This window comes from Prauserella muralis (assembly GCF_003202285.1).
Classification (GTDB): domain Bacteria; phylum Actinomycetota; class Actinomycetes; order Mycobacteriales; family Pseudonocardiaceae; genus Prauserella_B; species Prauserella_B muralis.
Genome location: NZ_MASW01000007.1, coordinates 436,609 through 459,334, shown reverse-complemented (window position 1 = coordinate 459,334; position 22,726 = coordinate 436,609). Strand labels below are relative to the sequence as shown.

Here is a 22,726-nt window from a genome sequence, read left to right as displayed (position 1 = left end):
GTTGTTCAGCATCACCGTCCGCGACCACATCATGGTCGCGCACAGCTTCCGCGGCGAGGTGTTCGGGCCCGCCCAGCGCCTGCACGGCGCGACCTTCGTGGTGGACGCGACGTTCCGCCGCGCCGAGCTCGACGCCGACAACATCGTCGTCGACATCGGGCTGGCCACCGAGCAGCTGCGGGCCGTGCTGGCCGAGCTCAACTACCGCAACCTCGACGACGAGCCCGCGTTCGCCGGAACCAACACCTCCACCGAGTACCTGGCCAAGGTCATCGCCGACCGGCTCGCCGACCGCGTGCACGCCGGGTCGCTGGGCGAGGGCGCCCGCGCGCTCGCCGGTCTCGCGGTGACCCTGCACGAGTCGCCCGTCGCGTGGGCGAGTTACGAGCGTCCGCTGTGACCCCGCCCGGCCCGCCCGTCGTCCACGTCGTGCTGCCCGGCGACGTGGACGACGTGACCGTGCCCAGCGGGGGCAACGTCTACGACCGGACCGTCTGCGACGGTCTCGCCGCGGGCGGCTGGTGGGTGCGCGAGCACCCAGTGCCCGGGTCGTGGCCCCGGCCGGGCGCCCCGGCGCGCGGCAGGCTCGGCCGGACGCTGGCGGCCCTGCCCGACGGCGCCTCCGTGCTGATCGACGGGCTGGTCGCCTGCGCGGTGCCCGACCTCGTCGCGCCCCACGCGCGCAGGCTGCGGCTCGTGGTGCTCGTGCACCTGCCGCTGGGTGACGAGACCGGCATCTCGCAGGCACTGGCGGCCGAGCTGGCCGCCGCCGAACGCGCGGCCCTGCACGCGGCGAGCGCCGTCGTGGCGACCAGCCCGTGGGCGGCGCGGCGGCTGCTGGAGCTGCACGGGCTGCCCGCCGACCGGGTGCACGTCGCCGAGCCCGGCGCCGCGCGGGCCTCGCTGTCGCGGCCCTCCGAGCCGGGAACCCGGTTGCTGTGCGTGGCGTCGGTGACCCCGCGCAAGGGCCACGACGTACTCGTCGAGGCCCTGGCAGCCATCGCCGGGCTGGACTGGAGCTGCGCGTGCGTCGGGGGGCTCAGCCGTGACCCCGCCTACGCCACCCGGCTGCTGCAGCTCATCGTCGCCAGGGGGCTCGACGAGCGGATCCGGCTCACCGGCCCGCGCACCGGCGCCCGGCTCGCCGCGTCCTACGCCGAGGCCGACCTGCTCGTGCTGCCCTCCCGCGCCGAGACCTACGGCATGGTGATCACCGAGGCGCTGGCCCACGGGATTCCCGTGCTCGCCACGGCCGTCGGGGGTGTTCCCGACGCGCTCGGCCGCGCGCCGGACGGCAGCCTGCCCGGCCTGCTCGTGCAGCCCGGCGACGCGCATGCGCTGGCCGCCGCGCTGCGGCACTGGCTGCGCGACGCGGAGCTGCGGCAGACCCTGCGCGCGGCGGCCCGGCAACGGCGCGGCACGCTGCCCGGCTGGGATGCCACCGTCCACCGGCTGGGCGCGGTGCTGGCCGCGTCCGACCCGTCGCTGAGGACGGCCTGACCATGCCCGCCACCACCGGAATCACCCCGGACTGGCTGGCGCTGCGCGAGCGCGCCGACGCGGCGGCGCGAGCGCCGGAGCTGCTCGCGCCGCTGCGGGAACGCCTCGGACGGGCGGGCAGGCTCGTCATGGCCGACCTCGGCGGCGGTACCGGTGCGATGGGCCGCTGGCTGGCCCCGCGGCTACCCGGACCGCAGCAGTGGGTGCTGCACGACACCGACCACGGGCTGCTGGAGCTGGCCGGGCACGCGCCCCCGGGACCCGCGCTCGACGGCGGCCCGGTGACCATCACCGCGCGGGCGGGCGACCTCACGGCGTTGCGGGCGGGCGATCTCGCCGGAACCTCCCTCGTCGTCGCCTCCGCGCTGCTGGACCTGCTCACCGCCGACGAGGTCGGCAGGCTCGCGGACGCCTGCACCGGCGCGGGCGTCCCCGCCTTGCTGACGCTGACGGTGCTCGGCCGGGTGCGGCTGACCCCCGCAGACGAGCTGGACGCCGTGTTCGGCGTCGCGTTCAACGACCACCAGCGCCGCGTCCACCGGGGCAGGCGCCTGCTCGGCCCCGACGCGGCGGCCGCGGCCGTCGGCGCCTTCGAGCACCGCGGAGCGGAGGTGTTCACCGCGGACAGTTCGTGGCGGCTCGGCCCCGGCGACGCCGCGCTGGCGGCGGCGTGGCTGCGCGGCTGGGTGGGCGCGGCCGTCGAGCAGCGTCCGGAGCTGGCCGCCGAGGCCCGTGGCTACCTGCGGCGCAGGCTCGCCGCCGCGGACGCGGGTGCGCTGCGGGTGGTGGTCGAGCACCGGGACCTGCTCGCTGTCGCGCAGGCGGTGGTCCGATGACGCGGCGGATGTGGCCGTGGCTGCGGTTGCTCGGCGGAGTTGCCCTGCTGGCCGGGCTCGGCTGGCGGCTCGGTGCGGACGCGGCACTCGCCGGGCTGGCGCGGCTGGACGCCGTCGCGGTGCTGGTGGCGCTCGGCCTCGGCGTGGCGACCACGGTGCTCTGCGCGTGGCGCTGGTGCCTCGTCGCCCGGCACCTCGGGCTGGCACTGCCACTGGGGGTGGCCATCGGCGACTACTACCGGTCGCTGTTTCTCAATGCCGTGCTGCCCGGCGGGGTGCTCGGCGACGCGCACCGCGCCGTGGGGCACGGCAGGCGCGCGGGCGACGTCGGGCGCGGGGTCAGTGCCGTGGTGGTGGAGCGCACCGGTGGTCAGCTGGTTCTCGCCGCCGTCGCCCTGCCCGCGCTGCTGGTGCAGCCCGCGCCGGCGTCCGTGCTGGCCGCCGACCTGACGCTCGTGGTGCTCGCCCTGGCCGCCGTCGTTGCTGTGCTGGTCGTGCTGGCGCGTGCGCGTTCGCGCGACGGTGGCGTGCGGTGGCGGCGCTCGCTCGCGGACGTGCTGTCCGGTGTGCGGGCGGGACTGCTCGCGCGCGAGGTGTGGCCGGGTGTGCTGCTGCTGTCCTTGGCAGCGCTGGCCGGGCACGTCACCCTGTTCGTGGTCGCCGCGCGGACTGCCGGCTCGGCGGCCCCCGTCTCGGAGCTGGCGCCGCTGTTCGTGCCGGCGCTGCTGGCGATGGCGCTGCCGCTCAACGTGGGTGGCTGGGGGCCGAGGGAGGCCTTCTGCGCGCTGGCGTTCGGCGCGGCGGGCCTGGGAGCGGCGCAGGGACTCGCCGTCGCGGTGACCTACGGCGTGCTAGCCCTGCTGGCGAGCCTGCCGGGAGCCGTGGTGGTGCTGCTGCGCCGGGACGTCACCGAGGGAGGAGATCGTCATGGCCGTTCGCCCGTACGTCCTGCTGTCGGTGGCCGCGTCGCTGGACGGCTGCATCGACGACACCAGCACCGCCCGGCTGCTGCTGTCCAATGAGGAGGATTTCGACCGGGTCGACGAGGTGCGTGCCGGGGCCGACGCGATTCTGGTGGGCGCCAACACGATCCGTGCCGACAATCCCCGGCTCGTGGTGCGCTCGGCGCGGCGCAGGGAGGAGCGTCTCGCCGACGGCCGCCCGGCCACACCGCTGAAGGTGACGCTCACCGGCAGCGGCGACGTCGATCCCGGCGCGGCGTTCTTCACCACCGGTGACACCGAGAAGCTGGTGTACACCACGGAGTGCGCGGCGCCGGCGGTGCGTGCGCGGGTCGGCGACGTGGCCACGGTCGTGACGGCGGGACGGCGGATCGACGTGCACGCGGTGCTCGCCGACCTCGTGGACCGCAAGGTGGAACGGCTGATGGTGGAGGGCGGCGGCGCCACGCACACCCTGTTTCTCACGGCGGGCGTCGTCGACGAGCTGCACGTGGTGTACGCGCCGTTCTTCGTGGGCCAGGCCGACGCGCCCCGGTTCGTCAACCCGGCGCGGTTCCCGCAGAACCCCGGTTGCCGGATGACGCTCACCGAGACCCGCCAGCTCGGCGACGTGGTCCTGCTGTGTTACCGCCCCCGCGCCGCCCCCTGACCGCGAGTCCTGCACTCGTGCCCGCGAGTCCTGCGTTGGTGCCCGCGAGTTCTGCGTTCGCGTCGTGCTCGGCGGTCGTCGTGGCAAGCTCCCCAATGCGGCATGGGTGGCGTTGAACTTCCCCGATGGGGGAGCCACCGGTCGGGGATGCAGAACTCGCGGGCCTGAACGCAGGACTCGCGGGCCTGAACGCAGGACTCGCGGGGGTTCGGTCGGGTGCTTGGTCAGTCGGCCATGTCGGCGTGGGCGACCACCTTGGTGATCTTCGCCCGGACGAGGTACTCGCCCGGCACCGCGTTGCGCTTGCCGAAGAGCTCGCCCTGGTCCTCGCCCATGTACCGGCTGCCGATCCGGATCGACCACGGCAGCATCTCGTTCAGGTCCTCGGAGATCCGCGCCTCGGCGGTGAAGTGCACGTACGAGTACGGCGGCGTCTGGTCGTCGACGGTCATGGACAGCCGCGGCTCCCGGCCCAGCGCCCTGCCCTTCACCGACTCCGCGCCGGTGTTGAAGATGATCTCGTCGCCATCCGGACCCTCGCTGAGCACGAACCAGACCGGGGTCACATGCGGTGAGCCGTCCGCACGCACCACACCCACCTTGCCGGTGCGGGTGCCCTCGCTCGCGAACCGCCACCACTCGTCTCTCGTCATCTCACGCATACCCGCAACGTACCGGCCGAGAGTTAGCCCGCCCGTCTCCCACCACCGCCCAAGAGGACACGCTCCGCGTGGCTCCCTTAGTCTTTGGGGCTGTGCGTGGAGACGAGGTGAGCCCCGACCCCGACGAGGGGCTGGCCCGCAGGCTGAAGGCACTCGCCTGCACCGCGCCCCTGCACGACCTCGACGCCCGCAAGGCCAAGCTCGACTGGGCCGACGCCACCGTCTACCAGATGGCCGAGATCGCGCTGCACACGATCGACCAGGTCACCATCGCGATGGACTTCGACACCGGCGCCGACCACGAGCAGGTCGTCAACCGGCTGCTGCCCTTCATCGCCGCCCAGGCGCCCGGCAGGGGCATCGCGGAGCACACCCGCGTCGCCAGATGGGTGCTGGACAACCTCATCAACGTCGGCACCACCGACCGCGGCTTCCGCCGCGTCTACGGCTCGGTGGGCCCCGACGGCACCTACCGGCGCCGCGCGTTCGACTTCAAGCTGCTCGTCGAGCTGGCCGCGCCCTCCGGCGAGGTGTACCTGCGCGCCACCGACGAGGCCATCAACGTGCTCGTCGGCGCCCTCGACACCGATGTCGAGTCGGCCCAGATCGCCGCCGAGGTGAAGCTGGAGAACCTCATCAGCAGGGGCAGGCTGGCCGACGCCAAGCTCGCCGCCGAGCAGGCCCGCTACCGCACCGTGCAGTACGGCGAGACCCTGCGCGCCAAGCTGGACGCCACCCGTCGCGACGTTCGCTCCGTCGACTGGGAGCGCGAGGTGCCCGAGCTGCTCGACTCCGCCCTGGCCCACATCGAGTCCCGCTTCCGCGCCGAGACGGCCATCCTGAAGAACATCACCGCCGCCCGCGACGAGGCCGAGGACCCCGACCACAAGCGCCGCGCCGCCGAACTGGTCGAGATCGTCGCCGAGTGCATCCGCAGGCACACCCAGCTGCAGTCCCGCCTGCAGGCCGCGGGTGCGGTGTTCCGCGCCGAGCAGGACCGCCAGCAGTTCTCCGGCCCACCGCAGCGCGCCGCGATCGACCTGTTCGGCCAGCTGCTCACGCCCGCGCTGGAGCTGCCCCTGGCCGACGCGGTGGCGCCGACCCGGGCGTTCTTCCACGCCGCCACCGGCATCACCGTGCCGACCGTGCCGTCCCTGCCCTCGCTGGTGTCGCTGCTGCTGCGGCCCGCGCCGGAGCGCGAGCAGGTCGTCGGCGAGATCCCCGAGCCGGAACTCATGCCCGCCGACGAAACCGACAGCTACACCAACGAGCAGTGGCGGCAGGCCGACCACCTGCTCGACCTTCCCGAGGTGCCGCGCAGGCTCTCCGGCCTGCTCGCCGAGGCCCGCGACACCGACCCCGGCCTGGCGCGGCTCGTCGCGCTGCGCGCCCTGCACGCCTACGGTCCCGAGGTGGGCGGCGCCGTGCGGCAGGGGGAGCGGCACGTGCTGCTCGCCTTCGACGACGGCACGCCCCTCGACGACGCCGAGTTCGGCGGCGCCGACCTGCTGCTCACCACGGCGGTCCTGGACACCGGCGCCGGGGGCACCGACACCGACGCCGAGGAGGTCGCGTGAGCACCACGCACTCGTCCGCCGACGCCGAGGCGGCGGCCCGGCTCATCTCGTTCGGCATGCGGCCCAAGCTGCTGCCCGGCCGCGACGTCGTCTACGGCGAGCTGGTGCGCCGCTACGCCGAGGACAGCGCGTTCAAGAAGCTCACCAACGCCGTCGCCGCCGGGCTCGGCCTCATGGTGCTCGAGGTCAGCGCGCAGGCGGGCGCGGTGCTCGCCGCCACCGACGAGTCGATCTTCGAGATCAAGATGGACAGCTACGCGCGGCAGAGCAAGATCCGCGAGCGCCGCGACACCGAGAAGGTGCTGCACGGGCTGATCCACCTCGCCACCGCCGCACTGGGCTACCCGCGCCCCGACGACCTCGCCAACGACACCTACATCGGGCGGGTCAGCGTCGAGCAGGTCGACGGCGTGGTGCGCGAGGCGTGCCGGATCCTCGACGAGCGCGCCGCGAGCGCGGAACACAACAGCGACCCGCTCGCCGACGCGCCGGAGCTGGAGCAGGCGTGGCGCGCCTACGCCCGGCGGCCCGCCGCCGCGGCGACCAAGGACGGGCGGCTCGCCTCGGACACCACGCGCGGGATGGTCGCCAGGGCGTTACGGTTCCTGGCGGAGCAGGGGTTCCTGGTGCCGGTGAGCGCCGAGCAGGGCGGCACCTACCGCACCACGCCGCGCTACCAGGTGCAGGTGCGCGAGCTCGCGGCCGACGCCGCGTTCGACGAGCTGCTGTCGCTGGGCGTGGTGTCCGTGGCCGACGGCGCGGGCACGCTGCGCGCCACCAGCTCCGACACGCTGTAGACGCCGCGGGGTTGTCGAGGGGAGAGGCATGTACGAGCTGTCGCGGGTGCGGCTGCACTCCGTGGGGCCCGCGGGCGCCCGTTACCAGGACGTGACGCTGGACCTCAGCGGCGTCGGCGACGTCGTGCGCTCCCCGAAACAGGACGCGCTGTTCGGCGCGGGCATCCACACCGCCGAGTCCGGGCTGCCGCGCAGGCCGTCCCCGGCGAGCGTGCTCTTCCTGGAGAACGGCGGCGGCAAGTCCGTGCTCATCAAGCTGATCTTCTCGGTGATGCTGCCCGGCAGGCGGCAGGTGGTGGGCACCACCAACACCCGGGTGCTGGAGAAGTTCGTCGGCGGCAAGGACGTCGCACACGTCGTGCTGGAATGGCAGCACACCGAGACCGGCGAGCGCGTCATCACCGGCAAGGTGTCCGAGTGGCGGGGCCACGTCGTGTCCTCCGACCCGGCGAACCTCATCGACTCCTGGTACTGCTTCCGGCCCAGCACGTCGGTCGACCTGGACTCGCTGCCGCTGACCCAGGACGGCAAGCTGCTGACCATGTCGGGCTTCCACGAGCGGCTCGGCGCCCTGCACGCCGAGGTGCCGGAGCTGGAGCTGTTCTGGACGCGCCGCCACCACGAGTGGACCGAGCGGCTCGACCTGCTGGGCCTGGACACCGAGCTGTTCCGCTACCAGCGCGCCATGAACGCAGGCGAGGGCGAGGCCGCCGACGCGTTCAACTTCAACACCGACGAGGCGTTCGCCGAGTTCCTGCTGAAGGCCGTGACGTCGGAGGGCGAGCCGAAGGACCTGGCGGAGGTCGTGGCCACCTACGCGCACAACCTGGCCCAGCGCGGCGAGCTGATGGCCGAGCGCGACTTCGTGGCGGGCGCGCTCGACCTGCTCGGGCCGCTGACCGACGAGGAGCGGCTGGCCGCCGCGTCCCGCTCGCTCGCCGGCACCGCCCGCGCCGACCTGCAGCGCCTGGCCGGCGAGATCGCCGCACGCGAGGAGCTGGAGAACGAGCGGCTGTCCGGGCTGGAGGCCCACCTCGGCGAGGTCACCGACGCCGAGAAGCTCGCCGAGGGCGACCACCGGCGCCGCGGCGCCGTCGTCACCGAGCTGCGCCGCGCCGTGGCGAGCCTGCAGCTGGAGGAGGCGCAGGCCGACAAGGACCGCATCGACGCGGAACTGGCCGGGGCCAGGACCACCGCCGAGGCGTGGCGCGAGACCACCACCGTGCTCAACCACCTCAACGCCACCCGCAGGGCCCGCGACATCCGCGAGCTGGTGGGCAGCAAGGAACAGAAGGCGCAGCCCGCGCTGGAGGCCAAGAACGCCGCCGCCGCGGCGCTGGCCCGCGGCCTGCTCGCGCTGGCCCGGCAGGCTCACGAGCAGGCCGACGAGGCCGAGCGCTCCGCCGTCGCCCTGCGCGAGGAGGCCGAGCAGGCCCAGCGCCAGCGCGACCAGGCCACCGGCACGGCCGCGAGCAGGCGCGCCGAGGTGGAAACCCTGACCTCGCGCATCGAGGAGGTGCGGGCCGAGCTCACCCGAGCGGGCAGGACGGGCCTGCTCAGCGGCACCGACGCGGCCGAGGCGGCCAGGGCCGCCCGCGCCGCGCAGGAGTCGGCCGCCGCCGAACTGGCCCGCCGCGAGAGCGAGCTGGAACGCGTCGCCGAACGGCTCGGCACCGCGCAGGCGCGTGTCAACGAGACCCACCGCAGCGCGTCCGAAGCCCGCGACCGGGCGGCCAGGGCCGCCGACGAGCTCGAGCGCGCGCACCGGCGCACGGACAGCCTCGCCGCCGAGCCCCGCCTCGGCGAGCTGCTCGGCACCGGCGACGTCGCGCTCGAGACCGACACGCCCGCGTTGCTGGACCGGCTGCGGGAAGCCCGCGCGGCCGCCGAACGTGAGCAGACGGCGCTGCGCATCGAGGAGTCGCGCGACGAGCGGGCGCTGGCCGCGCTCGGCTCCGGTGGCCTGCTCCCACCACCGGAGGAGGTGCAGGCCGCGCTCGACACCCTGGAGGACGCGGGCATCACCGCGTGGTCCGGCTGGCGGTATCTGTCCAAACTGGATTCACAGCGGCGTGCGGAGGCCCTGCGCCGCGCGCCGCAGCTCGTGTCCGGTGTGCTGCTCAACGACCCCGCCCAGCTGCCGCGGGCACGGGAGGTGCTCACCGAGCAGCGGCTGCTGCCCAGCGCGGCGATCGCGGTGAGCAGCACGGCCGCGCTGGCCGGCGACGACCTCGGCGCCGCACCGGGCGTGGAGTTCCTCGTACCGCCGAACCCGGCCATGTACGACGAGGACGCCGCCGACGCCGAACGCGAGGAGATCGCGAAGCGGCAGCGCGACCGGCAGCAGCGGCTGGCGAGGCTCGAGGACTCGATCGGCGCCGACGCCGCGCTGTCGTGGAAGCTCACCACCTGGCGTGAGGACTACCCGCCCGGCAGCATCGCGGTGCTCGCCGAACAGGCCCAGACGTCGGCCACCGCCCGGGAGCACGCCGAGACGGCGGTCGCCGAGGCCGAGGCCGAGTTGCAGCGGCTGGCGTCGGCTCGCGACTCCCTGCGCGAGCGGGTGCCCGAACTGCGTGCGGCCCTGCGTGAGGCCGAGGACCGGGCCAGGCAGCTGGACGAGCTGGCCGCCCACGCCGCCCGCGTTCCACAGTGGACCGAGGAGCTGGAACAGGCCCGGGAGGCCGCCGAGCGGGCCGAGGCACAGGCGCTCGACGCCGGAGCCGCCGCGGCGCGGCTGCGGGAACGTGCCGCCGAGGCCCAGCGCACCGCCGACGGTCACCGCCGCACCGCCAGCACCGCGCGCGCCGAGCTTGCCGAGGTCCCTGGCGGCGGTTCGGTGTCCGAATCGGACCCGGTGCCCGCCGAGCCGGTGGACGCGCTGCGCCGCACGTTCGCCTCCGCCGCCGAGGCCTACGCCAAGGTGGAGGTGGGCGGCGACCTGCGCGCTGAGCTGGAGCAGGCCGAGAGCGCCGAGTCGGCGGCCCGCGTGGCGCTGGAGAACCTGGACGAGCGTGTGCGCACCCTGGCCGGTGAGCTGCTGGAGACCCCGGACGGCTCCGACGCCTCCGCCCGCGCCGCCGCGCAGGCCCGCGCCGCGAGAGCCGTGGCGGCACTGGAGGACGAGCGCTCGGAGGTGATCGGCAGGCTCGCCACCCGCAGGGCGGAGCTGGACCAGCTGCCCCAGCACAACGGTCCGCTCGACGCCGTCGACCGGCCCCGCGACGTCGAGCACGGCCGGGAGCTCATCGACGCCGCCGTGGAGGAGTTGTCGGTGGCCGCCCGCAAGTGGGAGGAGCTGCGCGAACAGCGGGCCGCCGCGCAGGCCACCCTGGAGTCGGCGCGCCACTCCGCGTCCGGCTTCCGGCTGCTCGCCGAGTCGCTGGCGCCGTACGTGCCCTCCGGCGAGGCCGGGCGCGTCTACGACGGCGACGTCGAGACGGCCCGCACCCGCTGCGGCGAGCTCAGCTCCACGCTCACCACCGCGCAGGAGGCCGTGGCCGAGGCGGAGAAGCGCGTGCGCGCCGCGGCCGACGCGCTCGCGCAGTACGCCACCGAGAAGCGCTTCGAGCAGCTGACCACGCCGGTGCGCCAGCAGGTGATCTCCGTGCGCCGCGACAGCCTGCCCGAGCACGCCGAGGAGTGGACGCAGGCGCTGCGCCCCCGGCTGCGCACCCTGACCGACGACCTCGCCCACATCGACCGGCACCGCACCGGCATCGTCACCCGCCTGCAGAGCATGGTGGAGGCCGCGCTGCGCACCCTGCGCTCGGCGCAGCGGGTGTCGCGGCTGCCGGACGGGCTCGGCGACTGGTCCGGCCAGGAGTTCCTGCGCATCCGGTTCGCCGAGCTGGAGGGCAGCGAGCTCGCCGAACGGCTCGGCGAGGTGGTGGACGAGGCCGCCGCGGGCAAGACCCGCGACGGCCGCGACGTCAAGCGCGACGGGCTGTCGCTGCTGCTGCGCGGTGTGCAGGCCGCCGTGCCCAAGGGCTTCCGCGTGGACATGCTCAAACCCGACTCGGTGCTGCGAACCGAACGGCAGCGCGTGTCGGAGATCCGCGACGTCTTCTCCGGCGGCCAGCAGCTCACCGCCGCGATCATCCTGTACTGCACACTGGCCGCGCTGCGCGCCAACAACCGCGGCAAGCTGCGCAACCGGCACTCCGGGGTGCTGTTCCTGGACAACCCGATCGGCCGCGCGTCGGCGGGGTACCTGCTGGAACTGCAGCGCGCGGTGGCCGAGGCACTCGGCGTGCAGCTCATCTACACCACCGGCCTGTTCGACGCCGGGGCACTCAGCGAGTTCCCGCTGATCATCCGGCTGCGCAACGACGCCGACCTGCGTGCGGGCCGCAAGTACCTGTCCGTGGACGCCACGATCCGCAAGGAACTGGACGAGCTGGCCGAGCCGGACGGCGTGGCGCGGCTGTCGGCCACCCGGCTGTACGCCAAGGCCGCCGGTGCGGAGACGGCGGTCGGCGGCGTTTAGTTCGGCGACGCCGCGGCTACACCGAACCCGGTGGACGAGACGGGCGAGACGGACAGGACGGACCGGAGAGACCGGAGAGACACAGTGGACAGCGCAGCGGGCGGCGCAGGGCGGTCCCCGCGCTGGCCCGCGCGCTGGCCGGTGCAGCCGGTGCCGCCGGGCCGGTGGGCACGGCAGGAGCCGACCGTGGGCCAGGCGCGGCCCGCGGTGATCGCCGCCGCCGCCCGGCGTGCGCGGGCCCGCCCCTCCGGCAACTGGTTCGCCTTCGCGGCCTCGCGCGACGTGCGCGCCGACCGTCCCTTCGGCACCCACGTCGCCGGGCGCGAACTGGTGGCGTGGCGCGACGAGCACGGCGGCCTCGTCGTCGGCCCCGGCGCGTGCCCGCATCTGGGCGCGCCGCTCGCCGAGGGCCGCGTCGCCTGCGGGCAGTTGCTGTGCCGCTGGCATGGGCTCGCGCTGCGCGCCGGTGGCACAGCGGAGTGGCGGCCGCTGCCCGCCCACGACGACGGCGTGCTCACCTGGGTACGGCTCGACGCCGAGGGCGGCGAGGAGCCCACGGAGCGGCCGGTGCTGCCCGCACGGCCCGGGCTGGGTGGCGCGGTCGCGGCCGTGGCCCGCCTGGAGGGGGTGTGCGAGCCCTCCGACGTGGTGGCCAACCGGCTCGATCCGTGGCACGGCTCGTGGTTCCACCCGTACTCGTTCACGCGGCTCACCGTCGTCCACGCGCCGAGCACCACCGCCACCGACGGCGACGACCGGTTCGTCGTCGACGTGACGTTCCGCGTCGGGCCCCGCCTCGGAGTGCCGGTGCGGGCCGAGTTCACCTGCCCCGAGCGGCGCACCGTCGTGATGCGCATCGTCTCCGGCGAGGGCGAGGGCAGCGTGGTCGAGACCCACGCCACCCCGCTCGGCCCGGGCCGCGACGGCCGCCCGCGCACGGCAGTGCTGGAAGCGACCATCGCGACGTCGCGGCGCCCGGGGTTCACCGTGGCGCGCGGGCTCGCACCCGTGGTGCGGGCGGCGATGCGCAGGGCCGCCACCCGGCTCTGGCGCGACGACCTCGCCTACGCCGAGCGCCGCTACGCGCTGCGCGCCGCCGAGGCAGGGGGCCGGTCCGAACGGGGCCACACGTAGGGCAGATCCGGCGACACGTCCGGAAACACGGGCCGGTAGTGCCCGGGATCCTTGCGCACCAGCGCCGAGGCGTGGCTGCGGTGGAACTCCTCGTCACCCAGCCAGGGCGGTAGCTCGCGCGCCGCCGCGAGGGCCCGCTGGTCCCGTGCCGCGGGAACGCCCGTCGCGGCGGCCAGGTCGGCGGCGAGCTTGCCCGCGCAGGTGTCGGCCCGGCCCGCGGCGCACCAGTGCTCGCAGATGTCGAGCCCGTAGCGGGTGAGCGCCTCCTCGTAGCCCGCCCACATCTTCGCCGCCGGATGGTGCCGCCAGCCGTGGCCGGGCACGGTCAGCGCCCGCAACAGCTGCAGCGCCTCCACGCGCTGCCTGCCGAGCCTGCGCACGTCGAGCACGCGGGCGGTCGCGGCGAAGTCCGGGTACGGCAGGAACGTCTGCACGGCGATCGCCTCCCTCAGCTCGCGCGCCCGGCCAGGACGCGCAGCGGCGCGAACCGGCCGCTGGTCGGCACGGTCGTCAGGTCGTGGCCCGCCACACCCCAGCCGGCGAGCAGCCGGTTGGCCGCGACCCACCCGGTGGTGGCGGCGCGCTCCATGAGCGCCACCGGCAGGTCGACGCGGATCCCGTCCCCGGCGAGCACCAGTCCCGGCACGCCGGTGCCGATGCGTGGCCTGCGGCCGAAACCGCCGGGCGGGAACAGCGGGCAGTCCGCACGCCACTCGACCCGGTCGGCGACGATCGCGGCGTCGCGGGTCTCCGGGTAGACGGCGTGCAGCCGGGCCAGCAGCGCACGCTCGGTGTCCTCCCGCCCTCCGGTCACCGCGTAGGCGTGCAGCTCCACCACCGAGCCCCCGGCCCGCCGGGCCCACGCCCGCGCGTCGGTGTCGTAGCGGTCGAGCACGCTGACGTTGTCCAGCGGAGGCAGGCCCCCGGTCGCCAGGAACGCCGGCCTGGCCGCCGCCACCGGCCGGTCCAGCCACAGCCTGCGCACCACGAACGGCGGCGCCGTGAAGAGCGCGGCGATCCCGGAGCGCCACGCCGGCCCGCCCAGCCGCGGCGACGCGGCGACCACGTCCCGCAGCCCGGCGACGTCGAGGGCGAGCACCACCGCGTCGGCGTCGGCGACGCGGCCGTGCTCGCCGTCGAGGTGCACGCGGAACCGGCGCGGACCGCCCGGTTCCACCTGCCGCACCGGGGTGCACGGCGACAGCCGCGCCCCGGTGCGCTCCAGGTGGCGGGCCAGCGGGTCCCACAGCCGGTGAAAAGGCTGCGCGGGCACGTCGAACAGCAGACCCTCGGCCGAGCCGAGGAAGTACAGGTGGAACATGACCGCCAGCTCGCCCGCCGACAGCCGCTCCGGCGGAGCGAAGAAGCTGCGGGAGAACACGTCGAACGCCAGGTGCCGCGCGGCCTCGGGGAAGCGCACGCGGTCGAGCAGCGTCGCCGCGTCCAGCTCGTCGAGTTCGTGGTAGGTGCCGGGCACCCGCACCGTCAGCAGCGGCAGCGCGGCCTTCGCGTCGAGGCGCGCCAGGTCCCGCAGCCCGAACGTGGGGCTGCGCAGCGCGAAGGCCAGCGCGTTCCACGGCGGCGTCGCAGGCAGCCCGCGGAAGGTGTCGGTGCGGCCGTGCGCGTCCACCAGGGGGTAGTCGGGCAGCGCCGTGAACCGGGCGAGGCCGGGGTCGCCGCGCCGCAGCAGCGCGCGCAGGTTGTAGTACTGGCGGAAGAACGCGTGGAAGCCACGGCTCATGCCGGTGCGCGTGCCGTCCGGCAGGGTGGTGAGCCAGCCGCCCGCGCGGCCGCCGAGGAAGGGCTCACGCTCGGCCAGCTCGACGTGGACGCCCCGTTCGGCCAGCGCGGTGGCCGCCGTCAGCCCCGCGATGCCGCCTCCGGCCACCACCACCCGCCGGTCGAGCCCGGCCGCGTCCGGCCTGCCCGCCGGCGCGGGATGGCGCACCCTCCTGCGGTCGGAGCCCATCAGTCCTCCCGCCTCGCCAGGAAGGTGTGCACGATGCCGCGCTGCCACCCGCTCACCCGTTCGCAGCGCACGTCGGTGAATCCGCAGTGCCGCAGGCGGCCCGCGAACCGGGGCGGCGAGTCGAACCGGCGCACGCTGCGCCACAGGTAGCGGTACAGCCGGGCGTCGCCGGCGAGCAGGCGACCCGCCGGGATGATGACCGACCAGCACACCGCGTGCCAGACGAGCCGGGCAGGCGGGCTCGCGTCGAGGCTGTAGTCGTGCACCACCAGCACGCCGCCGGGCCGCAGCAGCTCCCGCAGCGACCGCAGCACGACGTCCGGGTCGGGCAGGTTGCGCACCAGGTACGCGGCGAACACGGCGTCGAATGGACCCCGCACACCCGCCGACGCCAGCTCCTCGGCCCGGGCGTGGACGAACTCCACCGTGCCCGGCCAGGTCTTCGCGCGGGCGACGCCGAGCATTCCCGCGGAGGCGTCGGCCGCGACGATCCGTGCCTCCGGCGCCGCGGCCAGCAGCGCCGCCGTGGACGCGCCCGTGCCGCATCCGGCGTCGAGCAGGCGCGGCCCCGCCCCGCGCACGCCCGCCGCCGCGCGGCGCAGGTGCGCGTGGTAACCGGGGTTCAGCCCCACCAGCCGGTCGTAGGCGCCCGCGGCGCGGTCGAACGCGGCGGGCACGTCCCGGCGTGGCAGCGGCCCGCCCTTCACCGCGCCACCCGCCCGCGCTCCTGGCGGGTCCACGCCAGCAGCGTCGCCGTGATGAGGCTGAACCCGAACAGGAAGTCCTCCACCGGGATGTCGAGCGGGAACCGCAGCCCGGAGAAGTGCTCAGGGTGGTACTCGACGATCGGGTCCGGCAGGCTCGTCAGCCACCCGTCGACCGGGATCATGAACGCGAACACAATGGCCAGGGTGACCCAGTAGGCGCGGCGGCGAAACAGGCCCGTCCGCAGCCAGCACACCTCCACCAGCACCACCGCGGGCACCGACAGCAGCGCGGGCAGGGTGTAGCCGAGCCCGGTCACCGCCGTTCCCCCGTCCGCATCCGGCGCACGGTCTCGAACGTCAGCACCGCGCACAACGGGATGACCAGGAAGAACAGCGCCTCCTCCAGCGGAAGACCCGGCGGCACCTCCAGGCCGAGCGTGTAGCCGTCGCTGATGCGCCACACCCCGGCCGCGATCGCGACGACGTCCCAGACGAGGAAGACCACGACCGCGGGCAGCAGGGCGCGCGCCAGCCTGCGCGGCCTGCGGTAGACGCGCGAGCCGGACAGCTCCAGCGGCAGCGTCACCGCCAGGCACGCGCCCAGCACCAGCAGGTAGTGCCACTGTTCAACAGAGTCCATCGGTCGCGTCCTTCACGTCGGCGGGTGTCGTTCGTGGCCGACCGGGTACCCGGGCGCCACGGAACGAAGTCCCGTGCCTGACCCGACAGTGGAGGTCATCGCCCGATGAGCACGATCATGAAGGCCGTGGACGTCGAGGTCCCGCTGCCCGTGGCCTACAACCAGTGGACGCAGTTCGAGTCGTTTCCCGAGTTCATGGAGGGCGTCGAGGAGGTCCGCCAGGTCGACGACACGCACACCCACTGGGTCACGCGCGTCGGGGGCACGACCCGGGAGTTCGACGCCACGATCACCGAGCAGCACCCCGACGAGCGGGTCGCCTGGACGTCGGACTCCGGGCCGCGGCACGCCGGGGTGATCACGTTCCACCGGCTCGACGAGAACCGGACCCGGGTGACCGCGCAGCTGGAACTCGACCCGGAGGGCTTCGCGGAGAACGTCGCCGACAGGGCCGGCCTGCTCGACCGCAGGGTCGACGGCGACCTGCACCGCTTCAAGCAGTTCATCGAGGGCCGCGGCCGCGAGACCGGCGGCTGGCGAGGCGACGTGCCGCCCCCGCCCACCAGCTGAGCGCCCGGGCTTTCAGTCCTTGCGGCTGGTGAACGCGACGGTGATGCCGAGCCCGATCATCGTCAGCCCGCCCGCGCCGCCGATCAGTTCGAGGCGGCGCGGAGAGCGGGCGAACCAGTCGCGCGCCGTGCCGGCGAGCAGCGCCCACACGCTGTCCGAGGCCAGCGCGATCACCGGCAGCAGGATGCCGAGCAGCATGATCTGCACGGGCACCGCCCCGGCGTCGGCGTTCACGAACTGCGGCAGCACGGCCGCGAGGAACACGACGGACTTGGGGTTGGTGAAGCCGACGACGAACCCGTCGCGCAGTACGCGCAGGGTGTGCCCGCGCCGGGCCCGCACGGTCATGCCGAGCACGTCGGCCAGCGAGCGCCGATGCCGCCAGGCCTGCACGCCCAGGTAGACCAGATAGGCCGCGCCCGCGAACTTGACCGCGGTGAAGACGGCCGCCGACTGCGCGACGAGCGCGCCGAGCCCGAACGCCACGGCCACGACCTGCAGGTAACAGCCGACCGCGTTGCCGAGGACGGTGAGCAGCGCGTCGCGGCGGCCGACGGTGAGCGCCCTGCTGATCGTGAACAGCACACTCGGCCCCGGCACGACGATCATCACGAAGGTCAGCGCGGCGAACGCCGCCACCTGGCTGGCCGACACCACGGCGCGATCCTAGCGCGCCGCGCCGTCCCCCGGCGACGTCGGCGACCCGGCTGCGAGCGGGCGAGCGGGGCTGGCGAGCCGAAGGGCACCGTCGGTACACGATGCGTGCCCAGGGGCACCGTCGGCGCGGGTCTCGGCTCGCCGTCACCCGGTCACCGGTCGTTATCCGGGTTCGGCCTCCGGTGCGGCGGGTCGCGGAATGCGCACCGGCGCCTCGATCAGCTCCGGATCCAGCGCGACCGACGGCAGCAGCCACGGGTCGTCGGGCGCGCCGTCGGGGTCGGCCCGCCAGCGCCTGCACACCGAGCGGAGCTTGATCGGGTACACGGTCAGCGTGCCCTCGGCGTCGATGTGCAGGCGCAGGAAGCCCTTGTGGTCCTCGATGCCCTGGCCAGCGAACACCTCGTTGGAGTTGATGCCCGCCCGGCTGGCCAGCAGCAGGTACAGCGCGACCAGTTCGGCGTCGACGAAACCGACCACCAGCGGGGTCCCGAGGGCCACCACCGCGAACACCAGCCAGTCCGAGCCGGCCCCGTCCGGCAGCTGGCCGGACAACCAGCGGATGGTCAGGGCCCACGCCACCGACAGCGCGAGGTGCGCCGCGGCGTGCACGATCCCGGCCAGCGCGCTGGTGCGGTCGGTTCTCGGCAGGTCGAACCGGGCGAACGCCACCCCGGCCAGCATGAGGACCGCGGCCGCCACGGCGGTCGGCGTCCAGGCGGCCAGCTGCCCGAACACCCCGGACCCGGCGGGCTCGCCCAGCCCGAACAGCACCGCGAGTGTCATCACCGTCTGCAACAGCCCGGTGAGGCCCCAGAAGCCGGGATTGCGCCACGGCAGGCGGACGATGCCCGCGGCGAGCCGCTCCGACTGCCCCCGGCCGGGATAGCGGGACCGCAGGTCGTAGTGCCGGGCTTCGGACGGCTCCCGCACGCGTGACGCGGGCGGCGGCAGCCGCAGCTGGGCGGGCATGGTGTGGGTGCCGACGGTGTAGGCGCCGCCCAGCCCGCAGGTGATGCGCTGCGCGGTGCCGTCGCGTTCGGCGTAGCGCACGTAGTGGTGCTTGTCGCCGGTGAGCATCAACGGCACGCTCGCGCCGCGTGGCCGCACGATCTCCCGCAGGAAGAACTCGACGGTGTCGTAGCCCTTGGTGCGCCCACCCGAACCCGCGGGCACCCAGCTCGGGCTGGGGGTGCACAGGATCACCGCGTCGCCGGGCTCGATCCGCTGCGCGACCGCGCGGAAGTACTCCAGCTGGGGTGCGTCGACGTAGTCGTCGAACTGGGTGTCGATCGCCAGCAGCCACCACCGCTGCGGCAGCTCGACGGCGAAGTAGCTGCGGGTCTGCTCGGTGGCCCAGCCGCCGATGGGCCGCCGCTGGGCGAACACGCGCAGAAACGCCGTCAGCCCGTCGTACCAGTCGTGGTTGCCCGGCAGGGCGAACAGGGTGGGGCGGTCGCCCTCCGGCGCCGCGGGCAGGGCCGCGCGGTAGACGCCCTTGCTGCGGTCCTCGTAGGCGCGGGTCGACGCCGCCGGGTACACCTCGTCGCCGCCCATCACGAGCAGCCGCCCGCGGGGCAGCGGCCGGTCGGCGCCGTCCGGGCGCAGTTCGGGTGCGGCGAGCAGCGAGGCGATCGAGTAGGTGGCGTCGAAGCCGTCGCCGAGGTCGGCGACGAAGTCCAGCCACAGCTCGTCCGGCTCGCCGTGCTCGTGCACGGTGGCAGGCAGCGTGCCCTGCAGCTCCCGCTTGTCGGCGTAGGAGCCGAAGATGCTCGCCATCAGCGAGCGTGCCCCGGTGCCGATGAGCACGCCGGGGCTCAGCCAGCGCACCGCCCGTTGCGGCCGGAAGCCCAGCTGCTCCTCGGACACCGCGTGTGGCCGGGGCCGTCCCGTGCTGGGCGGCGGGACGGACTCCATCGGCGCTTCCCCCTTGTCGCGGTTCGACCGGAACGGCGGGGCGAGCATAGCGGGAACGGTCGGTGCGCGGTGGTAGGAACATCCACGTGACACCGACGATGAGCGTCGCCGAGCGCAGGGCCCGGCTGGCGGTGCGGCACCGGCTCGCCGGCAAGGCAGGCACGCCGGAGGAGGTCGCGCACAGCCTCGTGGCCCTGCACGCCACCGACCCGGCCACCGTCCACCTGGCCACGGCGGCCAGGATGACCGCGCCGGACGTCGGCGCGGTCGAGCACGCCCTCTACGACGAGCGGACGCTGGTGCGCATGCTCGGCATGCGGCGCACGATGTTCGTCGTGCCCGCCGAGGCCGCGCCGCTGGTGCAGGCGGGCTGCGCGGCCGACATCGAGCGCAAGCAGCGGCGCCTGCTGCTGCAGCACCTGGAGCAGACCGGCATCGGCGACCTGGAGTCGTGGCTGCGCGACGTCGAGGACGGCACACTGCGAGCGCTGCGGGCGCGCGGCAGCGCGAGCGCGCAGCAGCTGGCCGCCGACGAGCCCCGGTTGCGCACCGAGATCGTCCTGGCCGAGGGCAAGCCGTACGAGTCGCGTGGCTACATCACCAACCGCGTGCTGTTCCTGCTCGCGGCAGGTGGCCACATCGTCCGTGGCCGCCCGCGCGGCACGTGGCTGTCCACCCAGTACGACTGGTCACCGGTGGAGCGCTGGCTGCCGGGCGGCCTCGCCGAGCTCGACGCCGGCGCCGCGCGGGCCGAGCTGGCCCGGCGCTGGCTGCGGGCCTACGGGCCGGGTCAGGTCAGCGACCTGCGCTGGTGGACCGGCTGGACGGCGGCGCAGACGAGCAAGGCGCTCGCCGAGATCGGCCCGGACGAGGTGGACCTGGACGGCATCCCCGGGATCGTGCTGCCCGGTGACACCGAGCCCGTCGCCGCGCCGGAGCCGTGGGTGGCGCTGCTGCCCGCGCTCGACCCCACCGCGATGGGCTGGGCGGAGCGGACCTGGATCGTCGGCGAGCACCGGCCCGCGCTGTTCGACCGCAGCGGCAACATCGGCCCCACCGTCTGGAGCGACGGCCGCATCGTCGGCGGCTGGGCGCAGCGCGACGGCGGCGAGGTGGTGGTGCGGCTGCTGGAGGATCCGGGCACCGAGGCGGCCGCCGCTATCGAGGCCGAGGCGGCCCGGCTGACGGGGTGGCTGGACGGGGTCAGGGTGGTCCCGCGGTTCCGCACGCCGCTGGAGAAGGAGCTCTCTTCTTGATCGATTCTCCCCAACGTCCGAGGTGGGGGACATCTCGCCCGGGGCGTGCGGATACTGCCTGGCCAGCACGCTAGGGTGAGGGTGAACCCGAAGACGTGTAGCCCCGGTCACGGCCGGGTCCGACCTCGAGGAGAGAAGAGCAGTGACGGTTCGCGTAGGCGTCAACGGCTTCGGCCGCATCGGCCGCAACTTCTTCCGTGCGGTGCAGGCCGCGGGCCACGACATCGAGGTGGTGGCCTTCAACGACCTGGGCGACGTCGCGACCATGGCGCAGCTGCTGAAGTACGACAGCGTCCTCGGCCGCTACCCCGAGGAGATCAGCGTCAGCGACGAGGGCATCGTGGTCGGCGGCAAGACCATCAAGGCCCTCGCCGAGCGCGACCCCGCGAACCTGCCCTGGGGCGACCTCGGCGTGGACGTGGTCGTCGAGTCCACCGGCTTCTTCACCAACGCTGACGCCGCCAAGGCCCACGTCGCGGGCGGTGCCAAGAAGGTCATCATCTCCGCGCCGGCCAAGGGTGAGGACCTCACGGTCGTGCTGGGCGTCAACGACAAGCTCTACGACGGCTCGCAGACGATCATCTCGAACGCCTCCTGCACCACCAACTGCCTGGCCCCGCTCGCCAAGGTGCTGCACGACGAGTTCGGCATCGACAAGGGCCTGATGACCACCATCCACGCCTACACGCAGGACCAGAACCTGCAGGACGGCCCGCACAAGGACCCGCGAAGGGCCCGTGCCGCCGCGCTGAACGTCGTGCCGACCTCCACCGGTGCGGCGAAGGCGATCGGCCTGGTGCTGCCGGAGCTCAACGGCAAGCTCGACGGCTACTCGCTGCGCGTGCCCGTGCCCACCGGCTCGATCACCGACCTCACCGTCGACCTCAACAAGAAGGCCACGGTCGAGGAGATCAACGCCGCCTACAAGGCCGCCGCGGAAGGCCCGCTCAAGGGCATCCTGCGCTACAGCGAGGACCCGATCGTCTCCAGCGACATCGTCAACGACCCGGCCTCCTGCATCTACGACGCCCCGCTGACGAAGGTCATCGACGACCAGGTCAAGGTGTTCGGCTGGTACGACAACGAGTGGGGCTACTCCAACCGTCTCGCCGACCTGGTCAAGCTCGTCGGCTCGAAGCTGTCCTGATCGATGGCGCTCACGTCACTCGACGACCTGCTGTCCGAGGGCGTCTCCGGGCGGTACGTGCTGGTCCGGTCGGACCTGAACGTGCCGCTCGACGGCGCCACCATCACCGACGACGGCCGCGTGCGGGCCGCGCTGCCGACCATCAGGCGGCTGGCCGAGGCCGGCGCGAAGGTGGTCGTCACGGCACATCTGGGCCGCCCCAAGGGCACACCCGACGAGAGGTACTCGCTGCGGCCGGTGGCCGCTCGCCTCGGCGAGCTGCTCGGCGCGGAGGTGGCGCTCGCCGGGGACGTGGTCGGTGAGCAGGCACAGGCCGTCACCGGCGCGCTCGCCGACGGCCAGGTCGCGCTGCTGGAGAACGTCCGCTTCGACCCGCGCGAGACGAGCAAGGACGAGGCCGAGCGGGCGGAGCTGGCGCGTGCGTTCGCCGCGCTCGTCGGCTCCGGCGCCGCGTTCGTCTCCGACGGTTTCGGCGTGGTCCACCGCAAGCAGGCCTCCGTCTACGACGTGGCGCGCGTGCTGCCCGCCTACGCGGGCGGGCTCGTGCTCGCCGAGCTGGAGGTGCTGCGCACCCTCACCGGCGACCCGCAGCGGCCGTACGCGGTGGTGCTGGGCGGCTCGAAGGTCTCCGACAAGCTGGCCGTGATCGAGGCGCTGCTGCCGAAGGTCGACCGGCTGCTGGTCGGTGGCGGCATGTGCTTCACGTTCCTGGCAGCCCAGGGGCACGGGGTCGGTGGCTCGCTGCTGGAGCCGGACATGGTCGACACGTGCAAGCGGCTGCTCGCCGACGCCGGGGGCAAGCTGGTGCTGCCGGTCGACGTGGTGGCCGCCGACGCGTTCTCCGCCGTCGCCGCCACGCGCATTGTCGCCGCCACGAGCATCGACGAGGGCTGGATGGGCCTCGACATCGGTCCCGAGACCGTGAAGGAGTTCGCGGCCGCGCTGTCCCAGGCGAAGACCGTGTTCTGGAACGGCCCGATGGGCGTGTTCGAGATGGCGCCGTTCGCGGAGGGCACGAGGGGCGTGGCCGAGGCCATCGCCCGCTCGGAGGCGTTCAGCGTGGTCGGCGGCGGTGACTCCGCCGCGGCCGTCCGCGTGCTGGGCCTTCCGGAGGACGGCTTCTCGCACATCTCGACCGGCGGCGGCGCGTCGCTGGAGTACCTGGAGGGCAAGGACCTGCCCGGTGTGGCCGTGCTGAGTGAGGGAGCCTGATGGCGCGCAAACCGCTGATCGCGGGCAACTGCCTGTGTCCGATTC

21 protein-coding genes are annotated in these 22,726 nt (G+C 74.3%); 13 read left to right on the top strand and 8 right to left on the bottom strand.

The features are described 5' to 3' along the window. Position 1: 1 nt before the first annotated feature. From BAY60_RS31750 to BAY60_RS31730, 5 genes are read left to right on the top strand one after another with little or no spacing between them, the layout of a single operon-like run. Positions 2–400, top strand: a complete 399-nt coding sequence (locus BAY60_RS31750; protein ID WP_112285089.1) for a 6-pyruvoyl trahydropterin synthase family protein — start codon at positions 2–4, stop codon at positions 398–400. After that, positions 397–1,500 (top strand): glycosyltransferase family 4 protein, encoded by a 1,104-nt coding sequence (locus BAY60_RS31745; RefSeq protein ID WP_211330534.1) that lies wholly within the window; start codon positions 397–399, stop codon positions 1,498–1,500. Before BAY60_RS31750 ends, BAY60_RS31745 begins: the two co-directional genes overlap by 4 nt. 2 nt (positions 1,501–1,502) lie before the next feature. Next, on the top strand, positions 1,503–2,336 hold the full coding sequence (locus tag BAY60_RS31740; protein WP_112285087.1) for an SAM-dependent methyltransferase: 834 nt from the start codon (positions 1,503–1,505) through the stop codon (positions 2,334–2,336). Beyond that, on the top strand, positions 2,333–3,358 hold the full coding sequence (locus tag BAY60_RS31735; protein WP_112285086.1) for a lysylphosphatidylglycerol synthase domain-containing protein: 1,026 nt from the start codon (positions 2,333–2,335) through the stop codon (positions 3,356–3,358). Before BAY60_RS31740 ends, BAY60_RS31735 begins: the two co-directional genes overlap by 4 nt. Then, a complete protein-coding gene (locus tag BAY60_RS31730) occupies positions 3,264–3,947 on the top strand; it encodes a RibD family protein (RefSeq protein WP_112285085.1) in 684 nt (227 codons plus the stop codon). Before BAY60_RS31735 ends, BAY60_RS31730 begins: the two co-directional genes overlap by 95 nt. A 224-nt stretch (positions 3,948–4,171) precedes the next feature. Here the strand turns inward: BAY60_RS31730 and BAY60_RS31725 are convergent, their stop codons facing one another. Next, on the bottom strand, positions 4,172–4,609 hold the full coding sequence (locus tag BAY60_RS31725; protein WP_112285084.1) for a PPOX class F420-dependent oxidoreductase: 438 nt from the start codon (positions 4,607–4,609) through the stop codon (positions 4,172–4,174). A 92-nt stretch (positions 4,610–4,701) separates the two neighbouring features. On the opposite strand from BAY60_RS31725, the gene BAY60_RS31720 reads away from it, so the two are divergent. From BAY60_RS31720 to BAY60_RS31705, 4 genes are all read left to right on the top strand, one after another. Then, on the top strand, positions 4,702–6,186 hold the full coding sequence (locus BAY60_RS31720; RefSeq protein ID WP_170160628.1) for a hypothetical protein: 1,485 nt from the start codon (positions 4,702–4,704) through the stop codon (positions 6,184–6,186). After that, positions 6,183–6,983, top strand: a complete 801-nt coding sequence (locus BAY60_RS31715; protein ID WP_112285082.1) for a hypothetical protein — start codon at positions 6,183–6,185, stop codon at positions 6,981–6,983. The genes BAY60_RS31720 and BAY60_RS31715 overlap by 4 nt, the downstream gene beginning before the upstream one ends. Before the next feature lie 28 nt (positions 6,984–7,011). After that, complete coding sequence (locus tag BAY60_RS31710) at positions 7,012–11,472, top strand: coiled-coil domain-containing protein (RefSeq protein ID WP_112285081.1); 4,461 nt, start codon at positions 7,012–7,014, stop codon at positions 11,470–11,472. A gap of 84 nt (positions 11,473–11,556) precedes the next feature. Beyond that, positions 11,557–12,606, top strand: a complete 1,050-nt coding sequence (locus BAY60_RS31705; protein ID WP_245992898.1) for a Rieske (2Fe-2S) protein — start codon at positions 11,557–11,559, stop codon at positions 12,604–12,606. On the opposite strand, the gene BAY60_RS31700 is transcribed toward BAY60_RS31705, so the two are convergent. The 5 genes from BAY60_RS31700 to BAY60_RS31680 are packed head-to-tail and all read right to left on the bottom strand — an operon-like array spanning position 12,552 to position 15,922. Further along, a complete protein-coding gene (locus tag BAY60_RS31700) occupies positions 12,552–13,040 on the bottom strand; it encodes an MSMEG_6728 family protein (RefSeq protein ID WP_112285079.1) in 489 nt (162 codons plus the stop codon). The two genes, BAY60_RS31705 and BAY60_RS31700, sit on opposite strands and share 55 nt — an antisense overlap. Positions 13,041–13,054: 14 nt before the next feature. After that, positions 13,055–14,575, bottom strand: a complete 1,521-nt coding sequence (locus BAY60_RS31695) for an FAD-dependent oxidoreductase (protein WP_112285078.1) — start codon at positions 14,573–14,575, stop codon at positions 13,055–13,057. Further along, positions 14,575–15,315, bottom strand: a complete 741-nt coding sequence (locus BAY60_RS31690; protein WP_245992897.1) for a class I SAM-dependent methyltransferase — start codon at positions 15,313–15,315, stop codon at positions 14,575–14,577. The genes BAY60_RS31695 and BAY60_RS31690 overlap by 1 nt, the downstream gene beginning before the upstream one ends. Continuing rightward, complete coding sequence (locus BAY60_RS31685) at positions 15,279–15,599, bottom strand: lycopene cyclase domain-containing protein (RefSeq protein ID WP_112285077.1); 321 nt, start codon at positions 15,597–15,599, stop codon at positions 15,279–15,281. Before BAY60_RS31685 ends, BAY60_RS31690 begins: the two co-directional genes overlap by 37 nt. After that, the gene (locus BAY60_RS31680) at positions 15,596–15,922 is read right to left on the bottom strand and encodes a lycopene cyclase domain-containing protein (RefSeq protein ID WP_112285076.1); all 327 of its coding nucleotides are present in this window, start codon (positions 15,920–15,922) and stop codon (positions 15,596–15,598) included. Before BAY60_RS31680 ends, BAY60_RS31685 begins: the two co-directional genes overlap by 4 nt. A gap of 105 nt (positions 15,923–16,027) precedes the next feature. On the opposite strand from BAY60_RS31680, the gene BAY60_RS31675 reads away from it, so the two are divergent. Next, positions 16,028–16,492 (top strand): SRPBCC family protein, encoded by a 465-nt coding sequence (locus BAY60_RS31675; RefSeq protein WP_112285075.1) that lies wholly within the window; start codon positions 16,028–16,030, stop codon positions 16,490–16,492. A gap of 12 nt (positions 16,493–16,504) precedes the next feature. Here BAY60_RS31675 and BAY60_RS31670 read toward each other — a convergent pair whose 3' ends face one another. Both BAY60_RS31670 and BAY60_RS31665 read right to left on the bottom strand, forming a co-directional pair. Continuing rightward, positions 16,505–17,149, bottom strand: a complete 645-nt coding sequence (locus tag BAY60_RS31670; protein WP_112285074.1) for a LysE family translocator — start codon at positions 17,147–17,149, stop codon at positions 16,505–16,507. A gap of 162 nt (positions 17,150–17,311) precedes the next feature. Next, entirely contained in the window at positions 17,312–19,066 is a 1,755-nt protein-coding gene (locus BAY60_RS31665) for a metallophosphoesterase family protein (protein ID WP_112285588.1), read from the bottom strand. 86 nt (positions 19,067–19,152) lie between these two features. Here BAY60_RS31665 and BAY60_RS31660 point away from each other — a divergent pair, with 86 nt between their 5' ends. From BAY60_RS31660 to BAY60_RS31650, 3 genes are all read left to right on the top strand, one after another. Continuing rightward, positions 19,153–20,322: a winged helix DNA-binding domain-containing protein gene (locus BAY60_RS31660; RefSeq protein WP_112285073.1), complete on the top strand. Its 1,170-nt coding sequence runs from the start codon at positions 19,153–19,155 to the stop codon at positions 20,320–20,322. A gap of 142 nt (positions 20,323–20,464) precedes the next feature. Further along, on the top strand, positions 20,465–21,469 hold the full coding sequence (gap, locus tag BAY60_RS31655) for a type I glyceraldehyde-3-phosphate dehydrogenase (RefSeq protein WP_112285072.1): 1,005 nt from the start codon (positions 20,465–20,467) through the stop codon (positions 21,467–21,469). A gap of 3 nt (positions 21,470–21,472) precedes the next feature. Next, complete coding sequence (locus tag BAY60_RS31650; RefSeq protein ID WP_112285071.1) at positions 21,473–22,681, top strand: phosphoglycerate kinase; 1,209 nt, start codon at positions 21,473–21,475, stop codon at positions 22,679–22,681. Positions 22,682–22,726 lie beyond the last annotated feature (45 nt).

What these genes read in the sequence shown, in the direction of transcription:
- BAY60_RS31650 (WP_112285071.1), top strand. Translation starts at nt 21,473, where the DNA reads ATGGCGCTCACGTCACTCGACGACCTGCTGTCCGAGGGCGTCTCCGGG.
- BAY60_RS31675 (WP_112285075.1), top strand. Translation starts at nt 16,028, where the DNA reads ATGAGCACGATCATGAAGGCCGTGGACGTCGAGGTCCCGCTGCCCGTG.
- BAY60_RS31725 (WP_112285084.1), bottom strand. Translation starts at nt 4,609, where the DNA reads ATGCGTGAGATGACGAGAGACGAGTGGTGGCGGTTCGCGAGCGAGGGC.
- BAY60_RS31695 (WP_112285078.1), bottom strand. Translation starts at nt 14,575, where the DNA reads ATGGGCTCCGACCGCAGGAGGGTGCGCCATCCCGCGCCGGCGGGCAGG.
- BAY60_RS31740 (WP_112285087.1), top strand. Translation starts at nt 1,503, where the DNA reads ATGCCCGCCACCACCGGAATCACCCCGGACTGGCTGGCGCTGCGCGAG.
- BAY60_RS31665 (WP_112285588.1), bottom strand. Translation starts at nt 19,066, where the DNA reads ATGGAGTCCGTCCCGCCGCCCAGCACGGGACGGCCCCGGCCACACGCG.
- BAY60_RS31735 (WP_112285086.1), top strand. Translation starts at nt 2,333, where the DNA reads ATGACGCGGCGGATGTGGCCGTGGCTGCGGTTGCTCGGCGGAGTTGCC.
- BAY60_RS31680 (WP_112285076.1), bottom strand. Translation starts at nt 15,922, where the DNA reads ATGGACTCTGTTGAACAGTGGCACTACCTGCTGGTGCTGGGCGCGTGC.
- BAY60_RS31730 (WP_112285085.1), top strand. Translation starts at nt 3,264, where the DNA reads ATGGCCGTTCGCCCGTACGTCCTGCTGTCGGTGGCCGCGTCGCTGGAC.
- BAY60_RS31710 (WP_112285081.1), top strand. Translation starts at nt 7,012, where the DNA reads ATGTACGAGCTGTCGCGGGTGCGGCTGCACTCCGTGGGGCCCGCGGGC.